Source organism: Hymenobacter norwichensis DSM 15439, assembly GCF_000420705.1.
GTDB classification, from domain to species: Bacteria; Bacteroidota; Bacteroidia; order Cytophagales; family Hymenobacteraceae; genus Hymenobacter; species Hymenobacter norwichensis.
This window is the reverse complement of the sequence record NZ_ATVL01000007.1, coordinates 187,574-210,814: the sequence shown is the minus strand read 5'-3', so window position 1 is coordinate 210,814 and position 23,241 is coordinate 187,574. Positions and strand designations below refer to the sequence as shown.

Sequence of the window (23,241 nt, the reverse complement as noted above, 5' to 3'; positions counted from 1 at the left end):
CCTTAATTTGCTTTATTTCTTGCCTACGTCCCACCTCCGCCTGCTGCATATGTTGGCCCTGCTGCTCTCGGCGTTGGCCTACGCAGCACTAGCCTATGCAACGCCCCGCACCCAGTTCGGGCAGCTGCTGGGGTGGGTGGCAGTGGCGTTTGGCTTGTATGTCGTCCTGTTGAAAACGGGTTTATCTTTACGCGCCGGACTAGTGGCGGCTCTACTGCTCCGTTTGCTATGGCTACCGGCCCGGCCCGCCTTGTCTGACGACTACCACCGCTTCCGTTGGGACGGGCTGCTGGTGGCGCAGGGCGTCAACCCCTACCAATACCGCCCCGACGAGCTGGTACCTGAAGGTACAGCAAGCCAGCACCTTGCCCCACTCGCCGATAGCCTTTTCACCGGCAGTCCGGTTGCCGTGCAAGCCACCCTGGCCAGCCTATACTCCCGGCTGAATTCGCCGCATTATTATTCGGTGTATCCGCCAATATGCCAGCTGGTGTACGGCACGGCTTCGGGGCTTTTTCCGGCTCATGAGCGGGCAGCTGTGCTGCTGATGCGGCTGGTGCTGCTACTGGCCGAGGCAGCAATGGCGGTGGTGCTGGTACAGCTGTTACGCGCGTTCCGGCTGCCTGCGCACCGGGCGCTGTGGTACCTGCTCAACCCACTGGTAATTGTAGAGCTGACCGGCAATCTACATTTCGAGGGCCTGATGATTTGCCTGACGCTGCTGGCGCTTGGGCTGCTGGTGCGGGGCCGCTGGCAGCTGTCGGCGGGTGTGCTGGGTCTAGCAGTGGGCACCAAGCTGCTGCCGCTGCTCATGCTGCCGCTACTGGTTCGGCGGCTGGGCTGGCAGCGTGCCATTCTTTACGGTGGGCTAACGGCCCTCACGCTGCTACTTATTTTCCTGCCGTTCATTTCCCTTGATTTACTGCGCAATATCAGCCGCAGCCTCACGCTCTACTTCAGCAAGTTCGAGTTCAACGCCAGCGTGTACTACGTGCTTCGGGCCATCGGCTACCGAATTACCACCTACAATGAAATTGCCCGCATCGGGCCAGCGCTGGCGCTGCTCACCACTAGTTTTGCGCTGGGGCTGGCGTGGCGGGAAAAACCTCTTACCTGGGCGCGGCTCCCGCACACGTTGCTGCTTATCCTGGCCGTGTATTACTTCAACGCCACGGTGATTCATCCGTGGTACTTGGTCCCGCTGGTAGCTTTGAGCGTGTTCAGTACCTACCGTTTCGCGCTGGTGTGGTCGGGCATGGTTGTCTTATCGTACGCGGCTTATCAAACCAGCACCTACACGGAAAACCTAGCGCTGCTGGCGCTAGAGTACGCGGTGGTACTGGCCGTGCTGACGTGGGACGTAACCCGCCGAAGCAAGCCGCTCATTCTTGTTGAAGAACAGCAAACAACGAAAAAGTAGTCCTCCAAAAGCCTAATTAGCCTGCGTGCTGTCCGGCGCCGGATGAGTCCAGTAGGCATAGCGGCTTACTTTCTTCAGCGCTAGCTTGCGCCCGTCCCAAGCCTCCTGCCGCAACAACATATTAGGGTATTTGCGGGCAAACCAGTAGGTGCTGACCTTTTCCGGGTTAAGCTGCACGCGCACCAACCAAGCGGGTTCCGGCGTATCGGTGGCCGGGGCCTGCCGCACCTGAATTTCCGCGTTGTAGAACACTGGCGGACTAGCCTTGCTGGTTTGCTGTAGCTCACATATAGTCGCTTTAAACGTGGGCAGCGCATCGAAGCGCAAACTGCGAAGCGTGTACGGCAGAGCGTCTTCAAATAGCACGTCGCGGCGCAAGCGGCGGCGCCCCGCGCCCTGCCCATCCCAGTACGAGTTGTAGGTCTGCATGTACTGCAAGCCATCGTCTTGAAAAGCCTTGAAAGTGTTGCCGCACCACTCCTGCGACGAATTGGTGAGTTTGTAAAGCCCCACCGGATTTTCGCGCCGGAAGAACAGTGAGGTCAGGAAATGATACGGGTACTGGTCAGTGGGAATCTGGCAGAATTGGTTGACTTTCATCACCGGAAACAGGTCGGGCCGCTGGTAGTCATCGGTTTTCACCTTGTACTGCTGGTTGAACTCCTCTTTCACCGTCAGCTGTACGTACTCGAACTGCCGCACCTCATCATAAACAACCCGCTCGGCATTGTACACAGCCACTTCCGCTAGGCCATCTTCCCAAAGCGTATCCATGGCCCACTGAGCGTTGAACTCCGGAGTCAGGCTGCGCAAAGCGTTAGGCAGTTCCTCTCCATGCACTGGGGCTGCAACGGGCTTCCCAGCTACCGGAGCAGACTCCGGCGACGAGCAACTGCCAGCGCCCAGGCTTAGTGCCAAACCCAAACCCAGCGGCCAACGCCGAACAGAATAACGCATAATGCAAAGTTGGAGTACAGCGCCAAAGTACGCTGAAACCCGGCAGACCTGCTTCAGGAGCACCCATTATTTGAGGTGGCACGCCAGGCTGCCAGGTCGGCGGCATCATCTACGTCGCGCAGGGTGGGCAGTTGCGCCACTCGCAAGCCCAGCCGGGCGGCGTCGGCCAGCGTATGCGCCAGCACCGAGTCGGTACTCCAGCTTTTATTGGCAAACAAATCCTGATACAACTCATTCATTCCCAGTAAGTAGTACCCCCCATCCTCAGCCGGGCCAATAACCATTTCATGGGTAGCCAGCGCAGCATAAGCCTGCTGTAGCGTCGGCGCCGTCAGGCCTGGGCAGTCGGTGCCAATGATAACAGCCGCTGTGGCGCCGCGCGAAAAAGCGTAAGAAAAAGCGGCCTGCATTTTCAGGCCTAGGTCGCCTGGGAACTGTAGCCGTTGCTCGTAGCTACTCCACACCGCCGGCAACCGACCAGCCGTGGTAGGTGCCTCGGCCAGCCACACCGTTTTGTGAGCGGCTACGCCGGCCGTAACGTCGTAAGTATGTTGAAGCAGCTCCTCATACACGGCCAGGGCTACCTCCGCCCCTATGCCTGCTGCCAGCCGGGTTTTCACGCGTCCCAGTTCGGGGTGCCGGGCAAAGATGAGCAGGTGGGCGGTGCTGGGTGCTGACATATGACAACGGGTTGCTTTACTAGTATGATACCAACGGCTGTTCACTCGTATACCTTTCGGCCCTTATCGAGCCAGCTACTCCACAGCGCCGAATACGGGTGAATATCGGTGGTGAGGCCGGCGGCATTGTATATGGGGCGGCTTTCGTTCACCCATTGAAAAATACCACCGTAGAGGTTGCGTACATCCTTGAAGCCCAGCGCCTTCAGCCGTTCTCCCACTCGTTCACTGCGGTAGCCCACAGAGCAGTATACCACCACGGGCCGGTCGTGAGAAAGGTCAGCAAAAGTGTTTTTCTCGTATGAATCGAAATCCACAAACTGCGCCCCTTGCAGGTGACTAACGCGGTATTCGGCTGGGGTGCGAGTATCGAGCAGAACGACCGTACCAGGTTTCTGAGTGAGCGTGGCGGCCAGTTGAGTGGGCTGTACTACTGGTACAGTATTGCGGTAAAGCGTTCGGAGCAGCCGGTCGTAGTTGGTGGGACTGGTAGACGGCTTGTTCTGGCCGCAAGCAGGTAGCGTTAGCAAAGCCAGCAAGGCCATTTTCGTGCGTCGGTACCACGCCATTGGGGGTATGTATTTCACTTCCTGATGTGCTAGGCACCGCTGAAAAGAAAAGCGAGGGATAAGAAAGCTGCCTTCCTTATCCCTCGCTTTTCACTGTATACAAGTTAAATGTTGCCTACTACTGTCATGGTGGAGAGTGTGGGCGTAGGGCTACCCCCGACGTTTTCCACCGTCATAGCAAAAGCCTGGGCGCTGGCAATATCCTTCATCTGCTGAAGACCTTCCCCAGCGGCCGTAGAAGCGGCCAGCACCCCAGCATCAACCGGCTTGCCGTTGTCAAGGGCCCAGAGCTGGTACTGTTTGCCAGCGGGTGGCACAGGCAGGCTGCGCACATCTACGTACACGGCGCGGGTGGCGGGGTTATAGAGCACACGGGCCTTTGCCGATGGCGCGGCAGGCGTGCCAGCCAGGGTCACGTGGCGGAATTGCTCGTCGCGGAGTACTGCCAGTTCGCCTTGCTGCGTAGCAAGCAGCTTCTGCGAGGCCTGTTGCGTAGTAGCAAACTGTGCCTGCTCCTGTTGCACCGCGAACAGTTCCGACTGCGTGTGCTGCCACCGATTATAAAGCAGGTAGTTGGCCCCCAGGCTCAGCAGCAAAGCCACCGAAGCAGCCATCAGCCAGCCGTATCCGCGGGCCGGGGCTTGCTGCATTGGTTCGGGCGCACTGCTAATGGGGCGCACTACTGGTTCGGAGGCGGCAGACGCAACCGGCGGCGTAAATGTAGCAGTAGGTTGCGCGGCTACTGGCTCCGGAGCAACCGACATAGGCGGCAATGAAATTGTATTTTCCTCGGAAGCTTGCCCCCGAACAGCTTGCTGCCAACCAGCCAAAACCCGGTCGCGCATGGCGGGGGGCGGCGTTAGTGAGTGCGCCTCGGCATAGGCGTCAAGGCCCATGACAATGGCGTCTAGTTCGTGACGAATCTCGGGATGGATACCGGCCAGGCGCTCCACTTCGGCGCGCTCTGCTTCCGGCAATATGCCCAATGCATATTCTTCCAAAACGCCTGATTCGATGTATTGCTGAGTGTCCACGGCTATCGAATCAGTTTAGAAAGTACCTTAATAGCAGCTCGGGCGCGGGTTTTTACCGTACCGAGGGGCAGATCCAACTCCTCGGCGACTTCACTCTGGGTGTAGCCTCCGAAGTACAGCATATCGACGACCTGCTGCTGGTCGGGGTTGAGTTGTTTGGTCATTTCCTGCAAACCGATGTGCTCGGGCCGGAACGTGGGCGATGCGGCTTCACGTACTGCGGCGCTGTCCTCAAGCGGTTGGGTACGACTACCTACGCGGTATTGTCGAGACCGGATTTTATCAATTGCTAAATTCCGGGAAACATTCATTACCCACGTAAAGAGGCGTCCCTTTCCAGCGTCGTACGAGCCGAAAGAGTTCCATATTTTGACCATACTCTCTTGGAGCACGTCTTCGGCCTCCTCTTCCTTCTTGACAATGCGCATGATAACGCCGTATAGCGCAGCCGAGTATCGGTCATAGAACAGTGTCATGGCCGATTCATCCCGGTCGCGCAGGCGTTGCACCAGCAAATCCTCGTCGGATAGGGATGGTATTGCTTCTGGGGGGATTACATTCACGAGTAGCAGGAATATAAGGCAACGAGCAGTTAAACGCGGCCCGCTGCCGGACGAAAGTACACTTCTAACGCATTTGTTTTGAAAGCTGAAGGGTATAATCAGCTGTAATTTACATAACCTGCCTGCTACGGCTAGGTTTGGTGCTATGTTTCAATGAGTAAGTGCCTGAGCAGATGATAGCACGACTGGGTGAAAGAAACTGCTTGCGGCTAACGACCAATACGCAACGCCGTATGCTTATCTAGTCTTTTCCTCATCCAACCACCGTCCTATGCCCATTGCTTCCATAAATCCTTACACTGGCCGTACTGAGCGGCGGTTCCGCGCATTCAGTTGGGCGCAGACTGAGCGAATTATCGGCCAGGCCCAGCGCGCGGCCGCTGAGTGGCGCACCACTTCCTTCGCCCACCGAACCCGCCTGATGCACCGCGCCGCCAATCTACTGCGCGAGCGGCAAGACGAGCTGGCCCGCCTTATGGCGCTGGAAATGGGGAAGCCTGTAGCAGACGGCCGCGCCGAAGTTTTGAAATGCGCCTTATGCTGCGACTACTACGCCGACCACGCCGAAGAATTTCTGGCCGACGACCTGATTAACACCGAGGCACAGCGCAGCTTCATCAGCCACGAGCCCATTGGGATTGTGCTGGCTATCATGCCCTGGAATTTTCCACTGTGGCAGGTGGTCCGCTTTGCCGCTCCAGCTCTGATGGCCGGCAACGTCGGCCTGCTCAAGCACGCCTCTAACGTACCACAATGCGCCTTGGCACTGGAACAGGTTTTTCATGATGCCGGCTTTCCTGCTGCTACTTTCCGGACGCTGCTCATTGAAAACGAGTTGATTGATAAAATATTGGAAGACGACCGGGTGCGGGCCGTGACCCTCACCGGCTCGGAAGGTGCGGGTAGCGCGGTAGCGGCCACCGCCGGCCGCCAAATCAAGAAAACTGTACTGGAGCTAGGCGGCTCCGATGCGTTTATCGTGCTGGCTGATGCTAACCTGGAGGTGGCTGCTAAAACCGCCGCGCAGGCCCGCATGATTAACGCCGGGCAGAGCTGCATTGCCGCCAAGCGCTTCATTGTGGAGAAGCCAGTGCTCAAGGAATTTATTGCCAAGCTGAAAACCCACCTGCTGGCCTTCCGCACCGGCGACCCGCTCAACGAAGACACTCAGTACGGCCCCCTCGCCCGCCCCGACCTAGCTGATGAGCTAACCCGGCAGGTAAACGATTCGGTGGCGCAGGGCGCCAAAGTGGAGCTGCACGGCGGCCAAAGCGCGCCCGGCATCGCCCTGTTTCGGCCCATGATTCTGAGCAACATCAAGCCCAAGCAACGCGCTTACCACGAAGAGCTATTCGGGCCCGTAGCCTTAGTTTTTGAAGCCAAAGACGCCGACCACGCCGTGCAGCTCGCCAACGACTCGCGCTTCGGGCTGGGCGGCTCCATCTGGACCCGCAACGTGCGGCGCGGCGAGGAGCTAGCCCGCCGCGTGGAGGCCGGGGCGGTGTTCGTAAACAGCATGGTGAAGTCGGCGCCGGAGATGCCGTTTGGGGGCGTGAAGAAATCGGGCTACGGGCGCGAGCTGTCCTACCTGGGCATTCGGGAGTTTGTGAATCAGAAATCCATCTGGATAGCTAAAGAGGAAAAGCCAGCTGCAAAGAAAAAGGTAGAATGAGTGATAAAATGGTGAGTTTGACGTTTTAGCCGCGTGTACTGCGTCGTTAGCGCAAGCAGCCCGTCAAACTCACCATCTCACAAATACCTTAGTGCCTTGTACATAAGGTAGCCGGCTATTTCGTGCAGGAGCTGGCTCCAGCGGTTCAAGGAATCAACGCTGGGGATAAGCCAGTAGTCGGGGGTAGCGGCGCGGTCGGTGGTGAGGAAGCCGGCGGGGAAGGACCGCGGGTGCAGGCCTACTTTGGCAAAACAGCCCAAGGCGCGGCGCTGGTGAAAGGCCGAGGTAACCAGCAGCAACGTGTCCAGCTCGGGGCGTTTGGCTAGAATCTGCTGGGTGAACAGAGCGTTTTCGCGGGTGTTGCGGCTGCGGTCCTCTTTGATTATCACCGAATCGGGGACGCCGGCCAGGTGCAGCAGCGTGACGAGGTCAGCGGCTTCGGTGTGGGCCTTTTTCAGCATAGCGCCTGAACCGCCCGAAACCAGAATGTAGCGCACCCGCCCGGCCCGCCACAGCCACAGCGCATTCGTGAGCCGGTCGGCGCCTTCGTGCAGGTACACCCGGTCGTGCGGCGACTTACTGACGCTGGTGATGCCAGTGAGCAGCACGGCTACATCAGCGCGGGGCGGCAGTTGGCGCAATGGTACGGGCGGCAGTTCCCAGGCCAGCAGCGCCTCATTGCTGAGGGCCCCGTTGGTGCCCAACAGCACCAGCAGCAGGGTGGCTTGCAGCAGGTGCCGCCGCCGCGCCGGGCGCCGAGCAAGCAGGGCGGCTGTTAGCAGCAGTACCAGCCAGAGAGCTGGCTGCAAGGCTACGTCGAGGAGCTTGGAAAGCAGAAAAAACACAGATGCAGCGTAAGGGCCAGAAGCCAGTTCAGAGCGCAAGATTAAAACGAAAAGCCCGTTGTCGGACAAATAACCACCGACAACGGGCTTTTCTTATTCAACAATTCGGCTGGTATTGAGCAGCTAACCACTGCATTTCACTGAAGCAGCACCCACCTCAGCAGCGGCTTGCTACCCACAGCCTGGCTTACACGTCTTTGTGCAGCCGATGCGCTTATCAGGTTGTTTGCGGCTGAAATTCGCGCAGCCGTTGTAGCATGGCCAACACTTCTTGCTCGGTCGTGAGCATGTCGCACTCCAGCAGCTGGCCCTGGCAATACGACACAAAGAACGGGGCTACTTTCTCCTGCATAATTTTTTTGGCTACCGGATTCTCGTCGGCATTCAGCCGCAGAAACAGGATGTGGCTAAACTCCTCGTCGTCGGCATGGCGGGCGAAAGGCGGCGCTAGCAGCTCGCAAGTGGGGCAGCTAGCTGAAGTGAACTTAGCAAACACCTTCAGGTGCTCGTGTGTGAGCCGGCGCAACCCTTCATCGTTGGTGTCGTGTACGCGCTGACGGTCAGTTTCTTTCATAAACGGGCAATAGGGCGAAGAATGTTGCGGGCTTAGACAACAACGGCATCCGGGAAATTCCCAGCTCCCTCTGTTTTTTCAGCTGATATGAGCTTAGCAAGCTATTTCTTCAGCATCAGCGTCCGGATGGCGCGCACCGGGGCGCTGCCGTAGCTCAGGAACTGCTCATGAAAGGCCTTGAGGTCGAACTCTTTGCCCTGGGCTTTCTTTAGTTCTTCACGCAGGGCGTAGATGTCGGAGTAGCCGCTGAAGTAGCTACTGAGCTGCACCTGGCTGAGGGTGGCGCGACGCCACTTGTTGCGGGCCTCGGCGTCTTCCTGAAAACCATCCTGCAACAGCAACGTTCTGGCCGCGGCTTCACTGATGTTGTTGACGTGCACTTCGTGGTCGAGGATGGCGTTCAGGGTTACGCGCATGTTCCACTTGTCCCACATCAGCCAGATTTCGTCGGAGCCCCCATCATAGCCATTTTCCAGCATCATACGCTCGGCGTACACGGCCCAGCCCTCAATCATGGCCCCGTTGCCGAAGATGGCCTTGATAAGCGAGGGGCTACGGTTGGCGTACACCAGCTGCGTGTAATGCCCCGGAATGGCCTCATGAATGTTGAGGATTTGCAGCGTGTAGTCGTTGTACTCACGCAGGTAGCTGACCGCCTGGGCGGCGGGCTGGGCGGTGAGCGGCTCCACGTTGTAGTAGGTATTGGCAGCCTTGTCGTAGGGGCCGGGGGCCGAAATGCTGGCGCCCGCGCCGCTGCCGCGCATATACAGCGGCGTTTCGCGCACCACGAGGGGTTTGCTGGGGTCCTGAGTGAGCAATTTCTTTTCATCAACGAACTTTACCAGCGCCGGAATCTGGGTTTTCACCGCGGCTACAAAACCGGCGGGTGTAGCGTGCTTTTCCGATAGTTTGCTGATAACCTGCTTCACTGCGGCCAGCGAATCGGAAGGCAGCGGCTGGCCAGCAAAGTACTTAGGATAGAGCCGTGAGGCGCGTTTTTTCATGTCGCGCAGCAGCTCGGCCCGGCGCGCCTGGGCGGCGGCATACACCTGGTCGGCGGTGTAGCTGGATTGGATTTCGTAGTTGAATTTCTGGTCGAAGAGGGCTTTGCCCAGGCGGAAGCTGCGGAAGTTGCCGGCCGGCAGCACTTCGCCTTGCAGGAAGCGCAGGTAGTCTTCGATGCTGAGGCGAGTATTGTTGATACGGTTTTGGAAGTCCTCTTTTTCCCGCGCCGTTAGCCCCGACTTGGCAATGGAGTCGCGCAAGCTCTTGCCGAACACGGCCAGGCCGCCCTGGTTTTGCTGAATGGCCAGCTCGGTGTGCTCCTTGGTGGGGCGCTTGACGCTTTCCTCAGCGGCGGCATAATACTCGGAAGCGCGGGAAATTTTGAAGCTGATGGCTCGCAGCCGCCTATCCAAAGGCCAGTAGCGGCCATTTAGAATCTCGGCTACCGAACTGCCCAGGTTATAGCTGGCCGGGTTCCACTCCCACTCCCGCAAGGTATCCAGCTGCCAGCGCCCGGCCTGCAAGTAGTTGTGCATCAGCTGCCAGTCGGTTTGATTGCTCTTGGACAGGTCGGTGGGCTTGAAGGTGGCTAGCTCCTTGCTGCGCCGTTTCAGGGCCTTGGTGTCGCCGAGGCGGCGGGCGGCGGTGGGTATTGCCAGCAGCGAATCATAGCGGTGGTAGCCTTGGCTGCTGGCCCACTCAGGGTTATAGTACCACAAGGAGTCGATGAAGCGGGCCTTGTACCGCTCGAAGCTGGCATCGGCGGTGTCGGCATCCACGGTGGTATTGGTGGTTTCGGGGCCGCTGTTGCAGCCGCTTAGGTAAACAAGGCCACTGAAGGCCAAAGCAGCCAGCAGGAATTTCGGGAGTACGGGTTGAAGCATGTAAGGCAGTACGAGGATTGGCTGGCAAGGTAGCGCGAAGCAGAAGCTTCACGCTACTTCGTGCTGCAACCTAGGGCCACGCCGTGCGCTACACCACTCGCACCGAACAACGTTTTCGTTTTCGTTTTCGTCCGTCGCGTATGCGGTTGGATGCGGGGGCTATCCGTGGCTTTTCAGCACTGTATCAGCTATTCATCCATTGGTCGTTCGGCTGCTGCCGACGCCGCCAGCGCCGTGCCCGGCGCAACACCCGTACCCGGTGCCACGCATCGCGCAGCCCCAGCCCTACGCGCACAAGCAGTGCCAGTACCACGGCAGGGCTACCGATGGCCACCGCCCACAGCAGGCGGTACGCTAGCAGCGAATAGCCGTAGTGATAGGCCAGTAACACACCCCCTAGCAGTAGCAACCACCCAATAAGCAGAAGACGAATGATGCGCTCCATCTCACGAAGTACGGTGCCACGGCTCGTTATGTGTTGCCCGGTTTGATGAACTAGCTGAAAGCAGAGAGGTGTGCGCTTATTACCAGACCATCAAGGCCTAGAAAAAAGACCGTTTCCGAAACTGCCGGCCCCACCCAGATTTTGCCGGGCGTTGTTTGTTGCTCTCCAGCGTCCTCCCTAAAAAGCTACCACTTTGGGCAGCAACGCCCTGCCAAGCAATGTCCTAGCGCTTATACCCCTGCACCGGAAATGCGGCGTCTTCGTAGGGCGTAAGAACAGGCTCGGGCTGGCTGCTGGCCTTGAACAGCATCACTTGGCGTAGCTCCGGGGTGTAAGCCGGCCACGCTGGGCCTGGCGTACCGGTCTTGATGAACTTCGCCCAGTAGGCGTGCATGGTGACCGCCAGCGTGGGGTTTGAGGCTTTGGAAGCCAGCGGCACGGTACGCGTGGTGCTGGCCGCCGCCGAGCTACCAGCCGGGGCGTTCCACACAAAGTTCAGCTCCTGCGCGTGCCAGGGCTGGGTGGTGGCATCGGCGTAATCGAAGCGGTAGAGCCAGGTGGGTGTCCCCTGGGCGGCCAGCTGATTGGCGAGGCGGTAGGTGGCCAGCCGGTAGAGGTAGTCGGTGAGCACGCTGTTCCAGGCATCCAGGTCGGGCTGCTGCTGGCGGCGCTGCTGATAGGCCTGCCACACGTGGGGGCTGTTTTTCGCGCCAAACACCGCTTGCAAGGCCGCTTCGCTGGGCTGATTGAGCACCGAGCCAGGGCCACTAAACAGCCGAGCTTCTTCCAGATTGGTGCCAAGCAGCACCCGTAACGGTAGTTGCCGCTGGCGCAAGTAGTCGAGTGGCGGCACTGCAATGGTGCGCCCATCCTGCACCGGCCCGAACACCTGCAAGCCCCCAGCCCCGCTGGCAAACTGCGCCTGGGCTCGCACGAGGCTATCGGCGGGCAGTGTGAGCAGGGCGCGGGCGTTGGGTAAGTGTAGCGTGTGTAGCAGCTGACGCGTTACGGCGGCGGCCGTAGCCGTGTCGCGCACGGCCTGCACGGCTCCGCTTTCCAGTATCACCTGCTGAAACAGACCCTGCGCGGCCGGCGTTGCCAGCAACCCACCCACCAGCTTCGCCCCCGCCGACTCGCCCATGACCGTCACCCGCGCAGGGTCGCCGCCGAAAGCGGCAATGTTCTGCTGCACCCAGCGCAGGGCGGCTACTGCATCGAGCAGGCCTGCATTGCCGGCTTGTTGGTACTTCCGCCCGAGTTGAGTGCCTACTTGCAGGAAACCCAGGCTACCCAGGCGGTAGTTGATGCTAACGGCTACTAGGGTATCCTGCGCGGCGAAGGTCCAGGTGTCGTTGTCTTGGCCCGAGCCGCCGGTGAAGGCCCCACCATGCACCCACACCACCACCGGCCGGGGCCGCCGGGCTGCCGCCATGGGCGACCACACGTTCAGATACAGGCAGTCTTCCGAGCCTTGCACCCCGGTTGGGCCGCCGCCCTGCACGGCCTTGCTGCCAAATGCCACGGCCGGCACTACGCCCGCGTGCTTTCGAACGGGTTGCGGGGGCTGAAAACGCAGCTTACCTACCGGCGGCTGCGCGTACGGAATACCCCGAAACACGTGCAGATTCCCTTCCTGAACTCCCTGAATCTGTCCTTGCCTGGTCTTTACCACCGGCCCCCTTGCTGGCTGGCTTTGGGCGGCAGCAGGCGTAAGAAGCGCCACTAGAAGCAGCAGGGAGTATTTTTTCAGGCAGAAAGTCGGAAAAGTCATAAGGCTATTACTGTGCTGTAAACGAACGACGCCGAGACGCGACACCCAGCTTCGCCAACCTTCGGTCTGCGTCTCGGCATCGTTCCTGAAACTGCTGTGCAGCAAAACGGTTGGGGCAGAAGCAAAAGAAGTGGTTTCAGCACTAGTCTGCGGCGCGGCTTTATATTCGCCGGTTGATGTCTTCTTCTGCTATGCGCCGCTACTCCTCCCTCCTTCCAGTTCTGCTTTTTAGCCTCACCACGCTGGGCTGCTCTCATAATCCGCCTGAAACCAGCCGGCCACCCTTGCCAACTGGTCCGCCGGCCATACCGGTGGAGTCGGGCAGGGCGGTTGCGCAGACAGCCGCGGGCAGTTTGCTGGAAACCTTTGAGGCGGGCAGCAAAGGGGCGTATGCTAATGCCGATGAAACGCTGGACACCGGCCCCTGGCGCTTCGAGGAAGCGTTGATTGGCACCTCCGAGCAGGACCACAAAAACGGCCAGCACGCCGCCCGCCTCCGCCCCAAAGGCCGCCTGCGCATGAACTTCGATGCGCGCGACGGGGTACGCGCCATCCGTATCAGCAGCGCGGCGTATGGCTCCGATGCGGCCAGCACCTGGGAACTATGGGGTAGTACAGATGGCGGCCGCAGCTTCCGCCGCATCGGGCAGCCAGTCCACACCCAGGGCCCGCGCCTGACGGTCAGCACGTTTCAGGGTGGTACCACTGGGCCGCTGCGCCTGGAAATCAGAAAGGTGGACACCGGCAGCGGCCGCCTCAACATCGATGATGTGATGCTGGAAGCCACCGGCGGCGCGGTTGCTACTACCACGGGCGGCACTACTCCTCCCCCAAACCCAACCCCCAAGCCTCCAATACCCCAGGACCCTAATACGGCCGTGGTAGTCAGCCGCGACAACAATATGGCCCTCGGCAACCCCAGCGGGGCCACAGCCAGCCTGAGCACACCCAACAATTATCTGCTGGTGAAGCCACAGTTCACTATTGGCTACAACGCCCAGCGCGGCACGCCCACCTGGGTGAGCTGGCACCTAAACCGCGCCTGGATGGGCTCGGCGCCCCGCCAGGATGATTTCCGCCCCGACCCGGCCCTGCCCAGTGGCTTCTACGCCGTGAGCCGCAATAGCTATTCCGGCTCCGGCTTCGACAAAGGCCACAACTGCCCCAGCGCCGACCGCACCACCGACCTCGACGACAACTCGGCTACGTTCCTGATGACTAACATGATTCCGCAGGCAGCCAACAACAACCAGCGCACTTGGTCGGGCCTAGAGGAATGGACCCGCGGCCAGGTGCAGCGTGGCCAGGAAGTGTACGTGGTGATGGGCAGTTACGGCAAAGGCGGCATCGGCCTCAACGGCCTAAAAACCACCATCGACAACGGCCGCGTGACGGTACCAGCGCGGGTGTGGAAAGTACTGGTGATTCTGCCCGAAGGTGCCAACGACCTCCAACGCATTGCCGCCGGCCAGGCCCGCATCATTGCCATCGACACACCCAACGACCAGTCCGTCAGCCCCGACTGGAGCCGTTACCGCGTCAGCATCGACGCGCTGGAAGCCGCCACCGGCCTTGATTTGCTGAGCGCCCTGCCCCCGGCCGTGCAAACCCGGCTGCAAAAAACGGCGGACGCCGGCCCGGTGCGGTAGCAGCAGCCGGGCGATAGGTCACCCACGCAGTGGCTCGCCGCCCGGCCGCGCTTTTTTCGGGTATCTTTGTTGAAGCCGCCGTTACTGGTTGGCTGCCGCGCCGTTCCCACTTTCCGCTGCTCCTGCCCATCGTGCCTTTCTGCTAGAGGCATTGTGGGCTTTTTTGTGGCTGCTTACGCCGCAGACCGGATATTCTCGGGCCAGATGCCACGCCTTTTCCCTGCTCCTTCGCTATGACTACCAACACGCTACCTACTCCTGCCACTCCCTCGCGCCTGGTGCACCGGGTGGCGGTGGGGGCTTCGTTTTTTCTACAAGGCTTGTGCTTTTCCACCTGGGCGGCGCGCATTCCCACGGTTCAGCAGCGCCTGAGTCTCTCCGATACCGAGTTGGGTGGCGTGCTGCTGGCCGTGCCGGTGGGGCTGTTGCTGTCGTTGCCGCTGTCGGGGTGGCTGGTGGCCCGGTATGGCAGCAAGCTGCTGGTGGTGCTGGGGTTGCTGCTCTACGCCATGGTGCTGCCGCTGCTGGGGCTGGCCACCACCACGCCGCAACTGATGGGGGTGCTGGTGTTTTTTGGGCTGGCCGCCAATATGGCCAACATCAGCGTGAACACCCAGGCCGTGGGCGTAGAGGCACTGTACGGAAAGTCGATTATGGCGTCGTTTCACGGCATCTGGAGCTTGGCGGGCTTCACGGGCGCGGCCATCGGTACGCTCATGCTGGCCAACCACATAGCCCTCCTCCCCCATTTCGGCTTTATTACGGCCACCGTAGTACTGGGCGTGCTGCTGATGCGCCCCTACCTGCTACCTCAGGATACCGGCCACGATGCCAGCCAGCCCATTTTCGTGCTGCCCGATAAGTCGTTGCTGGTGCTAGGGGCGCTGGCCTTTTGCTCGATGCTGGGTGAAGGCACCATGTTCGACTGGAGCGGGGTGTACTTCCGCAAGGTGGTGCAGGCCCCAGCCGCCTGGGTGGGTGTTGGCTTCACGGCGTTTATGAGCACCATGGCCGCCGGCCGGTTCGTGGCCGACTGGTTCACCGACCGATTTGGGCGGCAGCGCACTTTGCAGCTGAGCGGCTTGTTTATGGCGGCGGGGCTGCTGCTGGCCGTGGCGCTACCTACGCTGGCTCCCGCTACCGTGGGGTTTATGCTGGTGGGCGTGGGCGTATCGTCGGTGGTGCCGCTGGTGTACGGGGCGGCGGGCCGGTCCTCGGTGATGTCGGCGGGGATGGCGCTGGCGGCCGTTTCCACGGTGGGGTTTGCGGGGTTTCTGCTGGGGCCGCCTTTGATTGGGCTAGTGGCTGGTATCAGCAGCTTGCGAGTGTCGTTTGCGTTGATTGCGCTGGTGGGCTTGTGCATGACAGTTCTGGCTAGCCGGGCGCGGGTCTAATTAAAGAGGCTTGTTTGGGTGCGAAAACTAGCAACGGGAAGCACTCACAGCAGAAATTCAAGCCCAACTATAGCTCGCGGCATTAAAACCCTAATTATTCCGTAAATAGTGTAAAATTTCAAAGCACTAGGCTGTGGTTTTGCCTTGTGCCACCGTGTTTTCACGTATCCGCTGCTCACTGGCCTGCTATCTGGCACTGGCTGAAAATACTGCCTTGCATGTCATTCGAGACTCTTCCTTCAGCGCCCGAATCAACGGCTGACGCCTCGCTGTTCAGCAGCGCAGGAATGCGCCCGGAAGTTTTCGGTGCGCTGCCAGGCTGCTACTTACTCCTGACGACTAGCCTTTACATTGCAGCCGCTACCGATGCCTATTTGGCCATTACGCATACCACGCGTGAGCAGCTAATAGACAAGTACTTGCCCACCGTATTTCCTCACGCTCCTGGTAGCCCCGAAGCCGAAACGTTGGTGAAGCTGCAAGCTTCCTTGGAGCAGGTAATTGCCACGGGCAAGCCCCACGAAATGCCCGTGCAGTATTACCGCCTGCCGGATCCGGCAATGCCCGCCGAAGCGGTGGAACGATACTGGCAGCCCCTCAATTCGCCGGTGCTTGATGCCAACGGCGCCGTGTGCGGCCTCATTCACTACGTAGCTGACGTAACTGCCATTAGAACCCGGGAGCAATATATGGCCCGGCAAGCTGAACGAGAGCGTCGGCAGCTGCGCACCCTCATCAACCAAGCCCCCGTAGCCATTGGTTTTTTCGAGGGCCCGGAGTTGGTTATTACGGCTGCTAACGAGCTAATGAGTGCCATCTGGGGCTATTCGCGGCTTGAGGTGGAAAACCGCCCGCTCATAGAAGCTGTACCGGAGCTCCAGGGCCAAGGCTTTGATGACATGCTGCGGCAGGTACTAGCCACGGGGGTGCCGGTGCAAGGCACCGAAGCCTCAGCCGAAATGCTCCGGGACGGCCAACTGCAAACCACCTATTACAATTTCATCTATAAGCCCATCTATGATGCCAATGGCGGCATACTGGGCGTTATGGATGTGGCAGTGGATGTAACGGAACAAGTGCGCCGCCGACAGCAGGTCGAGGAGAAAGAGCGGCAAACCACTTTCCTCAATGAAGCGCTGCAAGCTGCCAACAAAGAAATTCTGGCGAGCAATACCGAACTGGAACACGCTCACCAGCAACTTCGGCAGCTCAATGAGCAGTTGGAGGGTCGCGTGTTGCGGCGCACGCAGGCCTTGCATCAAGCCCAACTGGCAGCCGAGCAGGAGCGCGAACAACTCTACCAAGTATTCGAGCAGACGCCGGTAGCCATCACCATTCTGCGCGGCGCCAACTTGCGGGTGGAACTAGCCAACCCAGCCGTGGCAGCTATTTGGGGCCGCGAGCCAAGTGCAGTGTTGGGCCAACCGTATTTTGAGGCCATGCCCGACATTGTCGGCCAGGGCTTTGAGCAGATTCTAACGGATGTGCTAACCACGGGCCAGCCCATTGCCATTGTTGAGGCGCCCGTGCTGCTAGACCGCGCCCACACCGGCCAGTCCACCCAGGCTTTCGTCAACTTTGCGTTTCAGCCCCTGCGCGATGCGCACGGCACTATTATGGGCTTGCTGGCCAGCGGCCAAGAGGTAACTGAGCAGGTACTGGCCCGGCTGCGGGTGCAGCAATTAAACGAGGAGTTGGCAACCAGCAACAATGCCCTGCGGGAGCAGCAGCAGCTGTTGCACCAGATTTTGCGGCAAGTGCCCGCCGCCGTTGCCACGCTTAGCGGGCCGCAGCATCGGTACTCGTTTTTCAACACCAACTATCAGGAACTGACGGCCAATCGCCCCGCCCTGGGCCAAACGGTTGCTGATACGCTGCCCGAACTGGTGGAGCAAGGCTTCATTGATTTGCTTGATAAGGTGTACGCCACCGGTGAACTGTTTAGTGGTACAGATAGCCCTGTGCTGCTTCATAACCCAAGTAGAATCCGGCCCGAGCAGCGCTACATCGATTTTGTGTATCAGCCGCTTACCGACGGGCAGGGCCGTACACAGGGCATTCTGGCTTTTATTGTTGATACTACAGAGCGGGTATTGGCCCGTAAGCAAGCCGAAACCTTACAGGCCGCCGTGTTAGCCGCCGTACGCCGCCAGAAGGAAGAGCGGGAAAACGTATTTCAGCTTTTCGAGCAGTCACCGGCAGTTATTTGCCTTTTGCGCGAACCAGACCACCGCATCGACTACTTCAATCCGGCTTACCAAGCGCTGTTTCCGGGCCAGCAGCTCCGGGGGCGCACGCTGGTACAGGTAGACCCGCTGGCTACTGACCTTATCCAACTGCTCGATGAAGTATATACAACTGGCAATATGCAGTTGCAGCTGGAAGTCCCGGTGGCTGGAGCCGCGCACGACGCGTCCGTAACCCACTATTTCGACTTCACCTACCAGGCTTACCGCGAGCAAAACCACATTGTGGGCGTATCCGTTTTCGGCCTCGACGTGACTGAGCAAGTGCTGGCGCGCGGCCAGGTGCAGGGGCTGAACGAGGAGTTGGCCGTTATCAATGAGGAGTTGCAAGCCAGCAACGAGGAGTTAGGGGAAACCAACATGCAGCTCATGCGCACCAATTCCGACTTGGATACTTTCGTGTACACGGCCAGTCACGATTTGAAGGTGCCCATTGCCAACATTGAAGGCCTGCTTGATGCCCTTACGCGTGACTTGACTGGTCAGGCGCTGGAGGCATCAGTAACACACATTCTGGGATTGATGCGCGAGTCGGTGCTGCGTTTTCAGCAAACCATTGGGCACCTCACCGATATATCCCGCCTGCAACAGGAGGAAGCACCCAGCACCGAAGCCGTTAGCCTGGCCGCAGTACTTGCCGACGTGCAACTCGACTTAGCTCCGCTACTGGAAACCACTGGCGCGCAAGTAATAATAGACCTGGTAGCCTTACCAGAGCTGCCGCTGTCCTTGAAAAACCAGCGAAGCGTGGTGTACAACCTCCTTAGCAACGCCCTCAAATACCGCCACCCCAACCGCACACCGCAGGTACACATCCACTGCCAGCGTCACGACGATACTATGGTACTAACTGTGCAGGACAACGGCCTGGGCGTGGACGAACGCCAGCAGAAACGGTTATTTGGGCTATTTCAGCGCTTACACTCCCACGTAGAGGGCTCGGGTGTAGGGCTGTATATGGTCAAGAAAATAACCGAAAATGCCGGCGGCACCGTGCGTATTATAAGTCAGTTGGGGGTAGGCAGTACCTTCATTGTGACCTTGCCGCTACGGCAAAAACGTTTGGTATAACGGCTCAATCAGGTAGCATTGCTTTATGCTGGCTATTTCGCGAACCGCTCCCCAAAGAAATTGCCGGGGTTCCAAGTGGGGCGGGGCGGATTGTTGGCTACCAAGTAGCCAATCAGGAAGTTGAGCTGAGCGTAGTGGCGGCCAGCTTCAAAATCGAAAATGCCATTCATGCCGTCTTGAGGCTTATGGTAATAGCGGGCGCGCCACTGCTGCACCTGCTCACTGAGGTTGTTGCGGGCGTCGGCAGTTTTGTTGCCGTATTTGATGTGCAAGGCCGGAATGCCCTGCGTGACAAAGCTATACTGGTCGGAGCGGATAAAGCGGTTTTGAGCCGGTTCGGGGTCCGCTTCCACGCTTAAACCCATCATGCGGGTAGCTTCAGCCACGGGCGTTGCCAACGACGAGTTTTCGGCCCCCAGTGCCACCACCGACAGCAGCGGCGCAATAATAGTAGGCATGTCGGTATTGATATTGGCTACTAGCTGGCCTTTTGGCACGGTGGGGTTGCGGGCAAAATAGGCCGAGCCCATCAGCCCCATTTCCTCACCCGTTACCATAGTCAGCAGCACCGAGCGGCGCGGCTTTTCCTTGAGGCGACTGTACACGCCCGCAATCTCCAGTAGGCTGGCCACGCCGGTGGCGTTGTCGTGGGCTCCGTTGTATATCGAGTCGCCCTCGACGGGCGCACCCACGCCCAAGTGGTCGAGGTGGGCGGTGTGGACCACATACTCGTCGCGCAGTTTCGGGTCGGAGCCGGGTATTTTGCCTACCACATTGTAACTCTCCACATCCTGGTAGCGGCTGCGCTGGGTGGCAGTCAGGCGCGGTAGCAAGGCCACCGAGGTAGGCTGGCCGGCCCGGAGTGCCGCTAGAGCACGAGCGGTATCAGTGGCGGCTCCGCGGAACAGTTGCTGCAACGTGGCGGCATTCACCGAGCCTACGACCCGCAGTTGCGCCCCGCCATACGTGCGCGACACCTCTACTTTTCCCTCGGGGTTCAGCACACTTACCAAGCCTTTCACTGGTTCCGGGGGCTTTGCATTAGGCTTCACTGCCGCCAGCAGCACGCCCACAGCCCCGTGTCGGGCGGCAGTTTGCAATACCGTCAGCAGATCGGTATTGTATAGGCGGACGGCATCGGGAAACTGCTTGGGCTCCTCCCGCGTCACCACTACAATTTTGCCCGTAGCATCAAGGCCCGCATAGTCATCATACCCCAGCTCGGGTGCACTGATGCCAAACCCGGCAAATACCAACGGGGCAGTTACTGTGGTGTTGGTTTCCGCCGGATTGGGGTAGAATGTGAAGTCTTGCCCATAGGTAAGTTGCTGGGTTGGCCCTTGTGCGAGTTGGAGTTGCAACGTAGCTCCTGGCTCGGTGAAGGCCCGGCGCAGGCGCACCGTTTGCAGGTAGGTACCGTTTTCGCCAGCCGGTTGCACGCCATATTTCTGGTACTGGCTTATCACGTAGTCTACCGCCAACTGGTAGCCCGCCGTGCCTGGCAGACGTCCCCGCAGCTTATCATCGGCCAGGTATTGCACGTGTGCCCGGTAATCAGCCGCGTTGACTTTGCTGAGTGGTTTACGGAGCGGTTTCGGGGGCGCGGTGGGTTGGGCAAAGCTGTTTTGCGCTACTAACAGGGCGCTCAGCAGGCCAAAGGGCAAGTTATATCTCATTTTGTAAGTATGATGTCAAAACCTGCCCCTGCACTGTTTTGCGCAGCTAGTGGCGCGAAACAGTGCAGGGGCAGGTTTTCCTTAACTTTTAATTTTCTCTTAGGTTTCGGTAAGTACGGTTTTGAAGCCAGCCAGCTTGCCATCCTCAGTCTTGCCCAGCGCATACACTTTCACCTGGGGGCCGGTTCCGATGCGGTACACTTTGGTGTCCTGTAAGTCCTGCTTCATAAACATCTGCAAGGCTTTGAACCGGTTGGCCTGCGCTGGGTCGCCGAGCACGCCGTTGTCGGCGGTGTGGTTGCGCAGGAATAGAGTCAGCTCCTGGGTTTCCACCTTGGCATCGGTGGGCTCACCGAGCAGCTTCAGCGCGGCGGCATCCGTCAGCTCACCGGCTGGGGCCGCGTAGCTCACTGGCTCTAGCGGCGCCTCCGATTCACTCATAAACACCAGACCCTTCGTGAGTTGTTGCAGCTGCGCGACACTTCCATCGGCGGCGGCGGTAGTAGCGGGCTCGTTGGCTTCAGTGGTTTCGCGGCTGCCTTTCGAGTCCAGGGGGGCAGGGGCTGATGGATTACCGTTGGTAGCACCCGGCACTTTAGCGGCAATGGCGGCGGCTAATTCTTTCATCCGGTCTTCGGCTACCTTTATTTTGGGGTTGGCGAAGTTCATATCGGCCACTTTGTTCATCGGAATCAGGTGGATGTGCGCGTGCGGCACTTCCAGCCCGATAACCGCCACGCCAATGCGCCGGCATGGTACCGCCGCCGCCACACCCTTGGCCACGCGTTGAGCAAACAAATGCAGCGCCGCCAGCTCTTCGGCCGGCATGTCGAAAATGTAGTCCACTTCGCGCTTGGGAATTACCAGCGTGTGGCCTTCCACGAGGGGCGTAATGTCAAGAAACGCCAGGTGCTGGTCGTCTTCAGCAACCTTGTAGGCCGGTAGTTCGCCGGACACAATACGGGAGAAAATGGAAGCCATAGTTTTCAAGCTGTTAGCTGATGGCCACTAGCTGTTAGCTTTGAGCTAATGCTTAGACCTATCATTTGATACGGGAAAGACGCCCTAAAGAACAAAGAAAAGGCCACTGTATAGGACAGTGGCCTTATTTACTTATGGAAAGCTAACAGCTAGTAGTTATCAGCTAACAGCTTGCAATCAGCGGCTGATTTCCAGAATCTCGAATTGCAGCTTGCCGGCCGGCACGGTTATTTCGGCCTTATCACCGGCCGATTTGCCTAGCAGGCCTTTCCCGATGGGCGACTTCACAGAGATTTTACCGGCGGCTAAGTCAGCTTCTTCCTCGGCTACCAGCGTGTAGTCGAGCACCATGTTGTTCTTCAAATTCTTGAGTTTCACCTTGCTCATAATGAGCACCTTGGTTAGATCCAGGTTGGACTCGTCGAGCAGGCGGGCATTGCCTACCACTTCTTCTAGCTTCGAGATTTTCAGTTCTAGAAGACCCTGCGCGTCCTTGGCCGCGTCGTATTCAGCATTTTCGCTCAGGTCCCCTTTATCACGCGCTTCGCGCAAGTCTTCGGCGGCTTTGGCCCGGCCGCGGATCTTGAGGTCTTGCAGCTCGTCCTTGAGCTTTTGCAGGCCTTCGGCGGTATAGTAATTGATGGTGGACATGGTAGGTTGGTGGTAAGCTAAAAAACAAGGAGAACGGTCAGCGGCGCCGACCGTTCTCCCAAACCTGGTTTAGGCAAATATACATAGTTTCTGGAATGAAGATTCATTCGGCGGCCACTTGCTTGCCACCAGCCGCCGCTAGATGCCAGTAACTATCAGCCAGTCAACCGCCAACCCGGCCCAAGGAATCAGGCTCCCAGAAATTCTTTAATTTTCCCGGCCAGTACTTTGTTGATGCGCCGATACGACTGGAACGTCCAGCCCCCAATATGCGGCGCCAACAACACTTGCGGCGCAGTGCTCAGGAAGTCGAACCGGGCTTGCTGCTCGGGGGTGAGCGTAGCGAGTTTCTCGTTTTCCAGCACGTCCAGCGCCGCGCCGCGCACTTGGCTGCTTTGCAGGCCTTGCACCAGCGCCGCGTGGTCGAGGACTTCGCCGCGGGCCGTATTCAGCAGCCAGATTGGGTTACAGAAGTTTTGCAGTAGCGCCTCATTCACGAAATGATGATTAGCGGCGGAATACGGAATGTGCAGGCTGAGCACATCGGCCCGCTCTTGCAACTCCGCCAAACTCACCAGCGTGGCGTACTCATCGGCGGGCACTGCTGGATCATGGTCGTGGGCCAGTACCGTGCAGCCAAACGCCGACAGGCGGCGCGCAAATGCCCGGCCCATGTGCCCGTAGCCCAGCAGCCCGATGGTTTTGCCCCCGATTTCTTCGCCTCGGTTAGCTTCGCGCCGCCATTGCCCCGCCCGTACCTCCTGGTTGGCGCGCACGGTATTGCGGAACAAGGCCAGCAGCAACCCCACGGCGTACTCCCCCACCGCGTCGCGGTTGCCTTCGGGCGCGTTCAGCAACGTCACGCCCGCCGCTGCCATGGCCGCCTCATCTATATTATCGACGCCGGCGCCGGCCCGCGCTACGTAGCGCAGCTCGGGGGCCTGAGTTAGCAGTTCGGTGGTTACACGCAGCTTCGAGCGCACCATCAGGCCGTCGTATGGGTGCGCGGCTAGGGCGGCCGGTACCTCGGCGGCCGTTAGCTCAGGGCGGTAGTGCAGCGTCACCCCAAGCGGCTCCATGTACTCGGGCAGGCTGGGATGCATTTCGTCGATGACGAGGCAGAGGGACATTTTATAGCTGAAAATTGAAAAGTT

19 protein-coding genes are annotated in these 23,241 nt (G+C 59.3%); 5 read left to right on the top strand and 14 right to left on the bottom strand.

Translation table 11 applies throughout. The features are described from left to right. Window positions 1-19 precede the first annotated feature (19 nt). Window positions 20-1,420: an MptA/MptB family glycosyltransferase gene (locus G536_RS0107035; protein ID WP_026879926.1), complete on the top strand. Its 1,401-nt coding sequence runs from the start codon at window positions 20-22 to the stop codon at window positions 1,418-1,420. A gap of 12 nt (window positions 1,421-1,432) precedes the next feature. Here G536_RS0107035 and G536_RS26695 read toward each other — a convergent pair whose 3' ends face one another. From G536_RS26695 to G536_RS0107010, 5 genes are all read right to left on the bottom strand, one after another. Next, window positions 1,433-2,377 (bottom strand): hypothetical protein, encoded by a 945-nt coding sequence (locus G536_RS26695; protein ID WP_051166881.1) that lies wholly within the window; start codon window positions 2,375-2,377, stop codon window positions 1,433-1,435. Window positions 2,378-2,430: 53 nt separating this feature from the next. Then, complete coding sequence (locus tag G536_RS26690) at window positions 2,431-3,057, bottom strand: TIGR04282 family arsenosugar biosynthesis glycosyltransferase (protein WP_022822875.1); 627 nt, start codon at window positions 3,055-3,057, stop codon at window positions 2,431-2,433. Window positions 3,058-3,098: 41 nt separating this feature from the next. Then, complete coding sequence (locus tag G536_RS0107020; protein WP_245575769.1) at window positions 3,099-3,644, bottom strand: rhodanese-like domain-containing protein; 546 nt, start codon at window positions 3,642-3,644, stop codon at window positions 3,099-3,101. Between the two features lie 86 nt (window positions 3,645-3,730). After that, window positions 3,731-4,660 (bottom strand): anti-sigma factor, encoded by a 930-nt coding sequence (locus tag G536_RS30445; protein ID WP_022822873.1) that lies wholly within the window; start codon window positions 4,658-4,660, stop codon window positions 3,731-3,733. A 2-nt stretch (window positions 4,661-4,662) separates the two neighbouring features. Beyond that, window positions 4,663-5,223, bottom strand: a complete 561-nt coding sequence (locus G536_RS0107010) for an RNA polymerase sigma factor (RefSeq protein WP_022822872.1) — start codon at window positions 5,221-5,223, stop codon at window positions 4,663-4,665. A 271-nt stretch (window positions 5,224-5,494) separates the two neighbouring features. Between G536_RS0107010 and G536_RS26680 the strand changes: the two genes are divergently transcribed. After that, window positions 5,495-6,895 (top strand): NAD-dependent succinate-semialdehyde dehydrogenase, encoded by a 1,401-nt coding sequence (locus tag G536_RS26680; RefSeq protein ID WP_022822871.1) that lies wholly within the window; start codon window positions 5,495-5,497, stop codon window positions 6,893-6,895. A 77-nt stretch (window positions 6,896-6,972) separates the two neighbouring features. Here the strand turns inward: G536_RS26680 and G536_RS0107000 are convergent, their stop codons facing one another. The 5 genes from G536_RS0107000 to G536_RS26675 all read right to left on the bottom strand — a co-directional run bounded on the left by G536_RS0107000 (window position 6,973) and on the right by G536_RS26675 (window position 12,419). After that, window positions 6,973-7,779: a YdcF family protein gene (locus G536_RS0107000; RefSeq protein WP_169515054.1), complete on the bottom strand. Its 807-nt coding sequence runs from the start codon at window positions 7,777-7,779 to the stop codon at window positions 6,973-6,975. Window positions 7,780-7,957: 178 nt separating this feature from the next. Further along, window positions 7,958-8,314 (bottom strand): thioredoxin family protein, encoded by a 357-nt coding sequence (locus G536_RS0106995; RefSeq protein WP_022822869.1) that lies wholly within the window; start codon window positions 8,312-8,314, stop codon window positions 7,958-7,960. A 101-nt stretch (window positions 8,315-8,415) separates the two neighbouring features. Then, a complete protein-coding gene (locus G536_RS0106990) occupies window positions 8,416-10,203 on the bottom strand; it encodes a DUF885 domain-containing protein (RefSeq protein WP_022822868.1) in 1,788 nt (595 codons plus the stop codon). Between the two features lie 184 nt (window positions 10,204-10,387). Then, entirely contained in the window at window positions 10,388-10,648 is a 261-nt protein-coding gene (locus tag G536_RS0106985; RefSeq protein WP_022822867.1) for a hypothetical protein, read from the bottom strand. 223 nt (window positions 10,649-10,871) lie between these two features. Continuing rightward, window positions 10,872-12,419: a carboxylesterase/lipase family protein gene (locus tag G536_RS26675; RefSeq protein WP_022822866.1), complete on the bottom strand. Its 1,548-nt coding sequence runs from the start codon at window positions 12,417-12,419 to the stop codon at window positions 10,872-10,874. Window positions 12,420-12,595: 176 nt separating this feature from the next. On the opposite strand from G536_RS26675, the gene G536_RS32720 reads away from it, so the two are divergent. From G536_RS32720 to G536_RS30440, 3 genes are all read left to right on the top strand, one after another. Further along, on the top strand, window positions 12,596-14,068 hold the full coding sequence (locus tag G536_RS32720; protein ID WP_084708516.1) for a DNA/RNA non-specific endonuclease: 1,473 nt from the start codon (window positions 12,596-12,598) through the stop codon (window positions 14,066-14,068). Window positions 14,069-14,301: 233 nt separating this feature from the next. Further along, window positions 14,302-15,462 carry an MFS transporter gene (locus G536_RS0106965; protein ID WP_022822863.1) on the top strand — a complete coding sequence of 387 codons (1,161 nt, stop codon included), beginning with the start codon at window positions 14,302-14,304 and terminating at the stop codon, window positions 15,460-15,462. A gap of 218 nt (window positions 15,463-15,680) precedes the next feature. Next, window positions 15,681-18,779 carry a PAS domain-containing sensor histidine kinase gene (locus G536_RS30440; protein ID WP_084708515.1) on the top strand — a complete coding sequence of 1,033 codons (3,099 nt, stop codon included), beginning with the start codon at window positions 15,681-15,683 and terminating at the stop codon, window positions 18,777-18,779. A gap of 32 nt (window positions 18,780-18,811) precedes the next feature. Here the strand turns inward: G536_RS30440 and G536_RS0106955 are convergent, their stop codons facing one another. The 4 genes from G536_RS0106955 to G536_RS0106940 form a co-directional block, all read right to left on the bottom strand. Beyond that, complete coding sequence (locus G536_RS0106955; RefSeq protein ID WP_026879922.1) at window positions 18,812-20,455, bottom strand: M28 family peptidase; 1,644 nt, start codon at window positions 20,453-20,455, stop codon at window positions 18,812-18,814. A 99-nt stretch (window positions 20,456-20,554) separates the two neighbouring features. After that, complete coding sequence (locus G536_RS32955; RefSeq protein WP_022822860.1) at window positions 20,555-21,436, bottom strand: nuclease A inhibitor family protein; 882 nt, start codon at window positions 21,434-21,436, stop codon at window positions 20,555-20,557. A gap of 177 nt (window positions 21,437-21,613) precedes the next feature. Continuing rightward, the gene (greA, locus tag G536_RS0106945) at window positions 21,614-22,087 is read right to left on the bottom strand and encodes a transcription elongation factor GreA (protein WP_022822859.1); all 474 of its coding nucleotides are present in this window, start codon (window positions 22,085-22,087) and stop codon (window positions 21,614-21,616) included. Window positions 22,088-22,275: 188 nt separating this feature from the next. Further along, window positions 22,276-23,217 carry an NAD(P)-dependent oxidoreductase gene (locus tag G536_RS0106940; RefSeq protein ID WP_026879921.1) on the bottom strand — a complete coding sequence of 314 codons (942 nt, stop codon included), beginning with the start codon at window positions 23,215-23,217 and terminating at the stop codon, window positions 22,276-22,278. Between the last annotated feature and the right edge of the window lie 24 nt (window positions 23,218-23,241).

What these genes read in the sequence shown, in the direction of transcription:
- G536_RS0106995 (WP_022822869.1), bottom strand. Translation starts at nt 8,314, where the DNA reads ATGAAAGAAACTGACCGTCAGCGCGTACACGACACCAACGATGAAGGG.
- greA (WP_022822859.1), bottom strand. Translation starts at nt 22,087, where the DNA reads ATGTCCACCATCAATTACTATACCGCCGAAGGCCTGCAAAAGCTCAAG.
- G536_RS0106985 (WP_022822867.1), bottom strand. Translation starts at nt 10,648, where the DNA reads ATGGAGCGCATCATTCGTCTTCTGCTTATTGGGTGGTTGCTACTGCTA.
- G536_RS26690 (WP_022822875.1), bottom strand. Translation starts at nt 3,057, where the DNA reads ATGTCAGCACCCAGCACCGCCCACCTGCTCATCTTTGCCCGGCACCCC.
- G536_RS26695 (WP_051166881.1), bottom strand. Translation starts at nt 2,377, where the DNA reads ATGCGTTATTCTGTTCGGCGTTGGCCGCTGGGTTTGGGTTTGGCACTA.
- G536_RS30440 (WP_084708515.1), top strand. Translation starts at nt 15,681, where the DNA reads ATGTCATTCGAGACTCTTCCTTCAGCGCCCGAATCAACGGCTGACGCC.
- G536_RS0106955 (WP_026879922.1), bottom strand. Translation starts at nt 20,455, where the DNA reads ATGAGATATAACTTGCCCTTTGGCCTGCTGAGCGCCCTGTTAGTAGCG.
- G536_RS32955 (WP_022822860.1), bottom strand. Translation starts at nt 21,436, where the DNA reads ATGGCTTCCATTTTCTCCCGTATTGTGTCCGGCGAACTACCGGCCTAC.
- G536_RS26680 (WP_022822871.1), top strand. Translation starts at nt 5,495, where the DNA reads ATGCCCATTGCTTCCATAAATCCTTACACTGGCCGTACTGAGCGGCGG.
- G536_RS0106940 (WP_026879921.1), bottom strand. Translation starts at nt 23,217, where the DNA reads ATGTCCCTCTGCCTCGTCATCGACGAAATGCATCCCAGCCTGCCCGAG.
- G536_RS0106965 (WP_022822863.1), top strand. Translation starts at nt 14,302, where the DNA reads ATGACTACCAACACGCTACCTACTCCTGCCACTCCCTCGCGCCTGGTG.
- G536_RS26675 (WP_022822866.1), bottom strand. Translation starts at nt 12,419, where the DNA reads ATGACTTTTCCGACTTTCTGCCTGAAAAAATACTCCCTGCTGCTTCTA.
- G536_RS32720 (WP_084708516.1), top strand. Translation starts at nt 12,596, where the DNA reads ATGTCTTCTTCTGCTATGCGCCGCTACTCCTCCCTCCTTCCAGTTCTG.
- G536_RS0106990 (WP_022822868.1), bottom strand. Translation starts at nt 10,203, where the DNA reads ATGCTTCAACCCGTACTCCCGAAATTCCTGCTGGCTGCTTTGGCCTTC.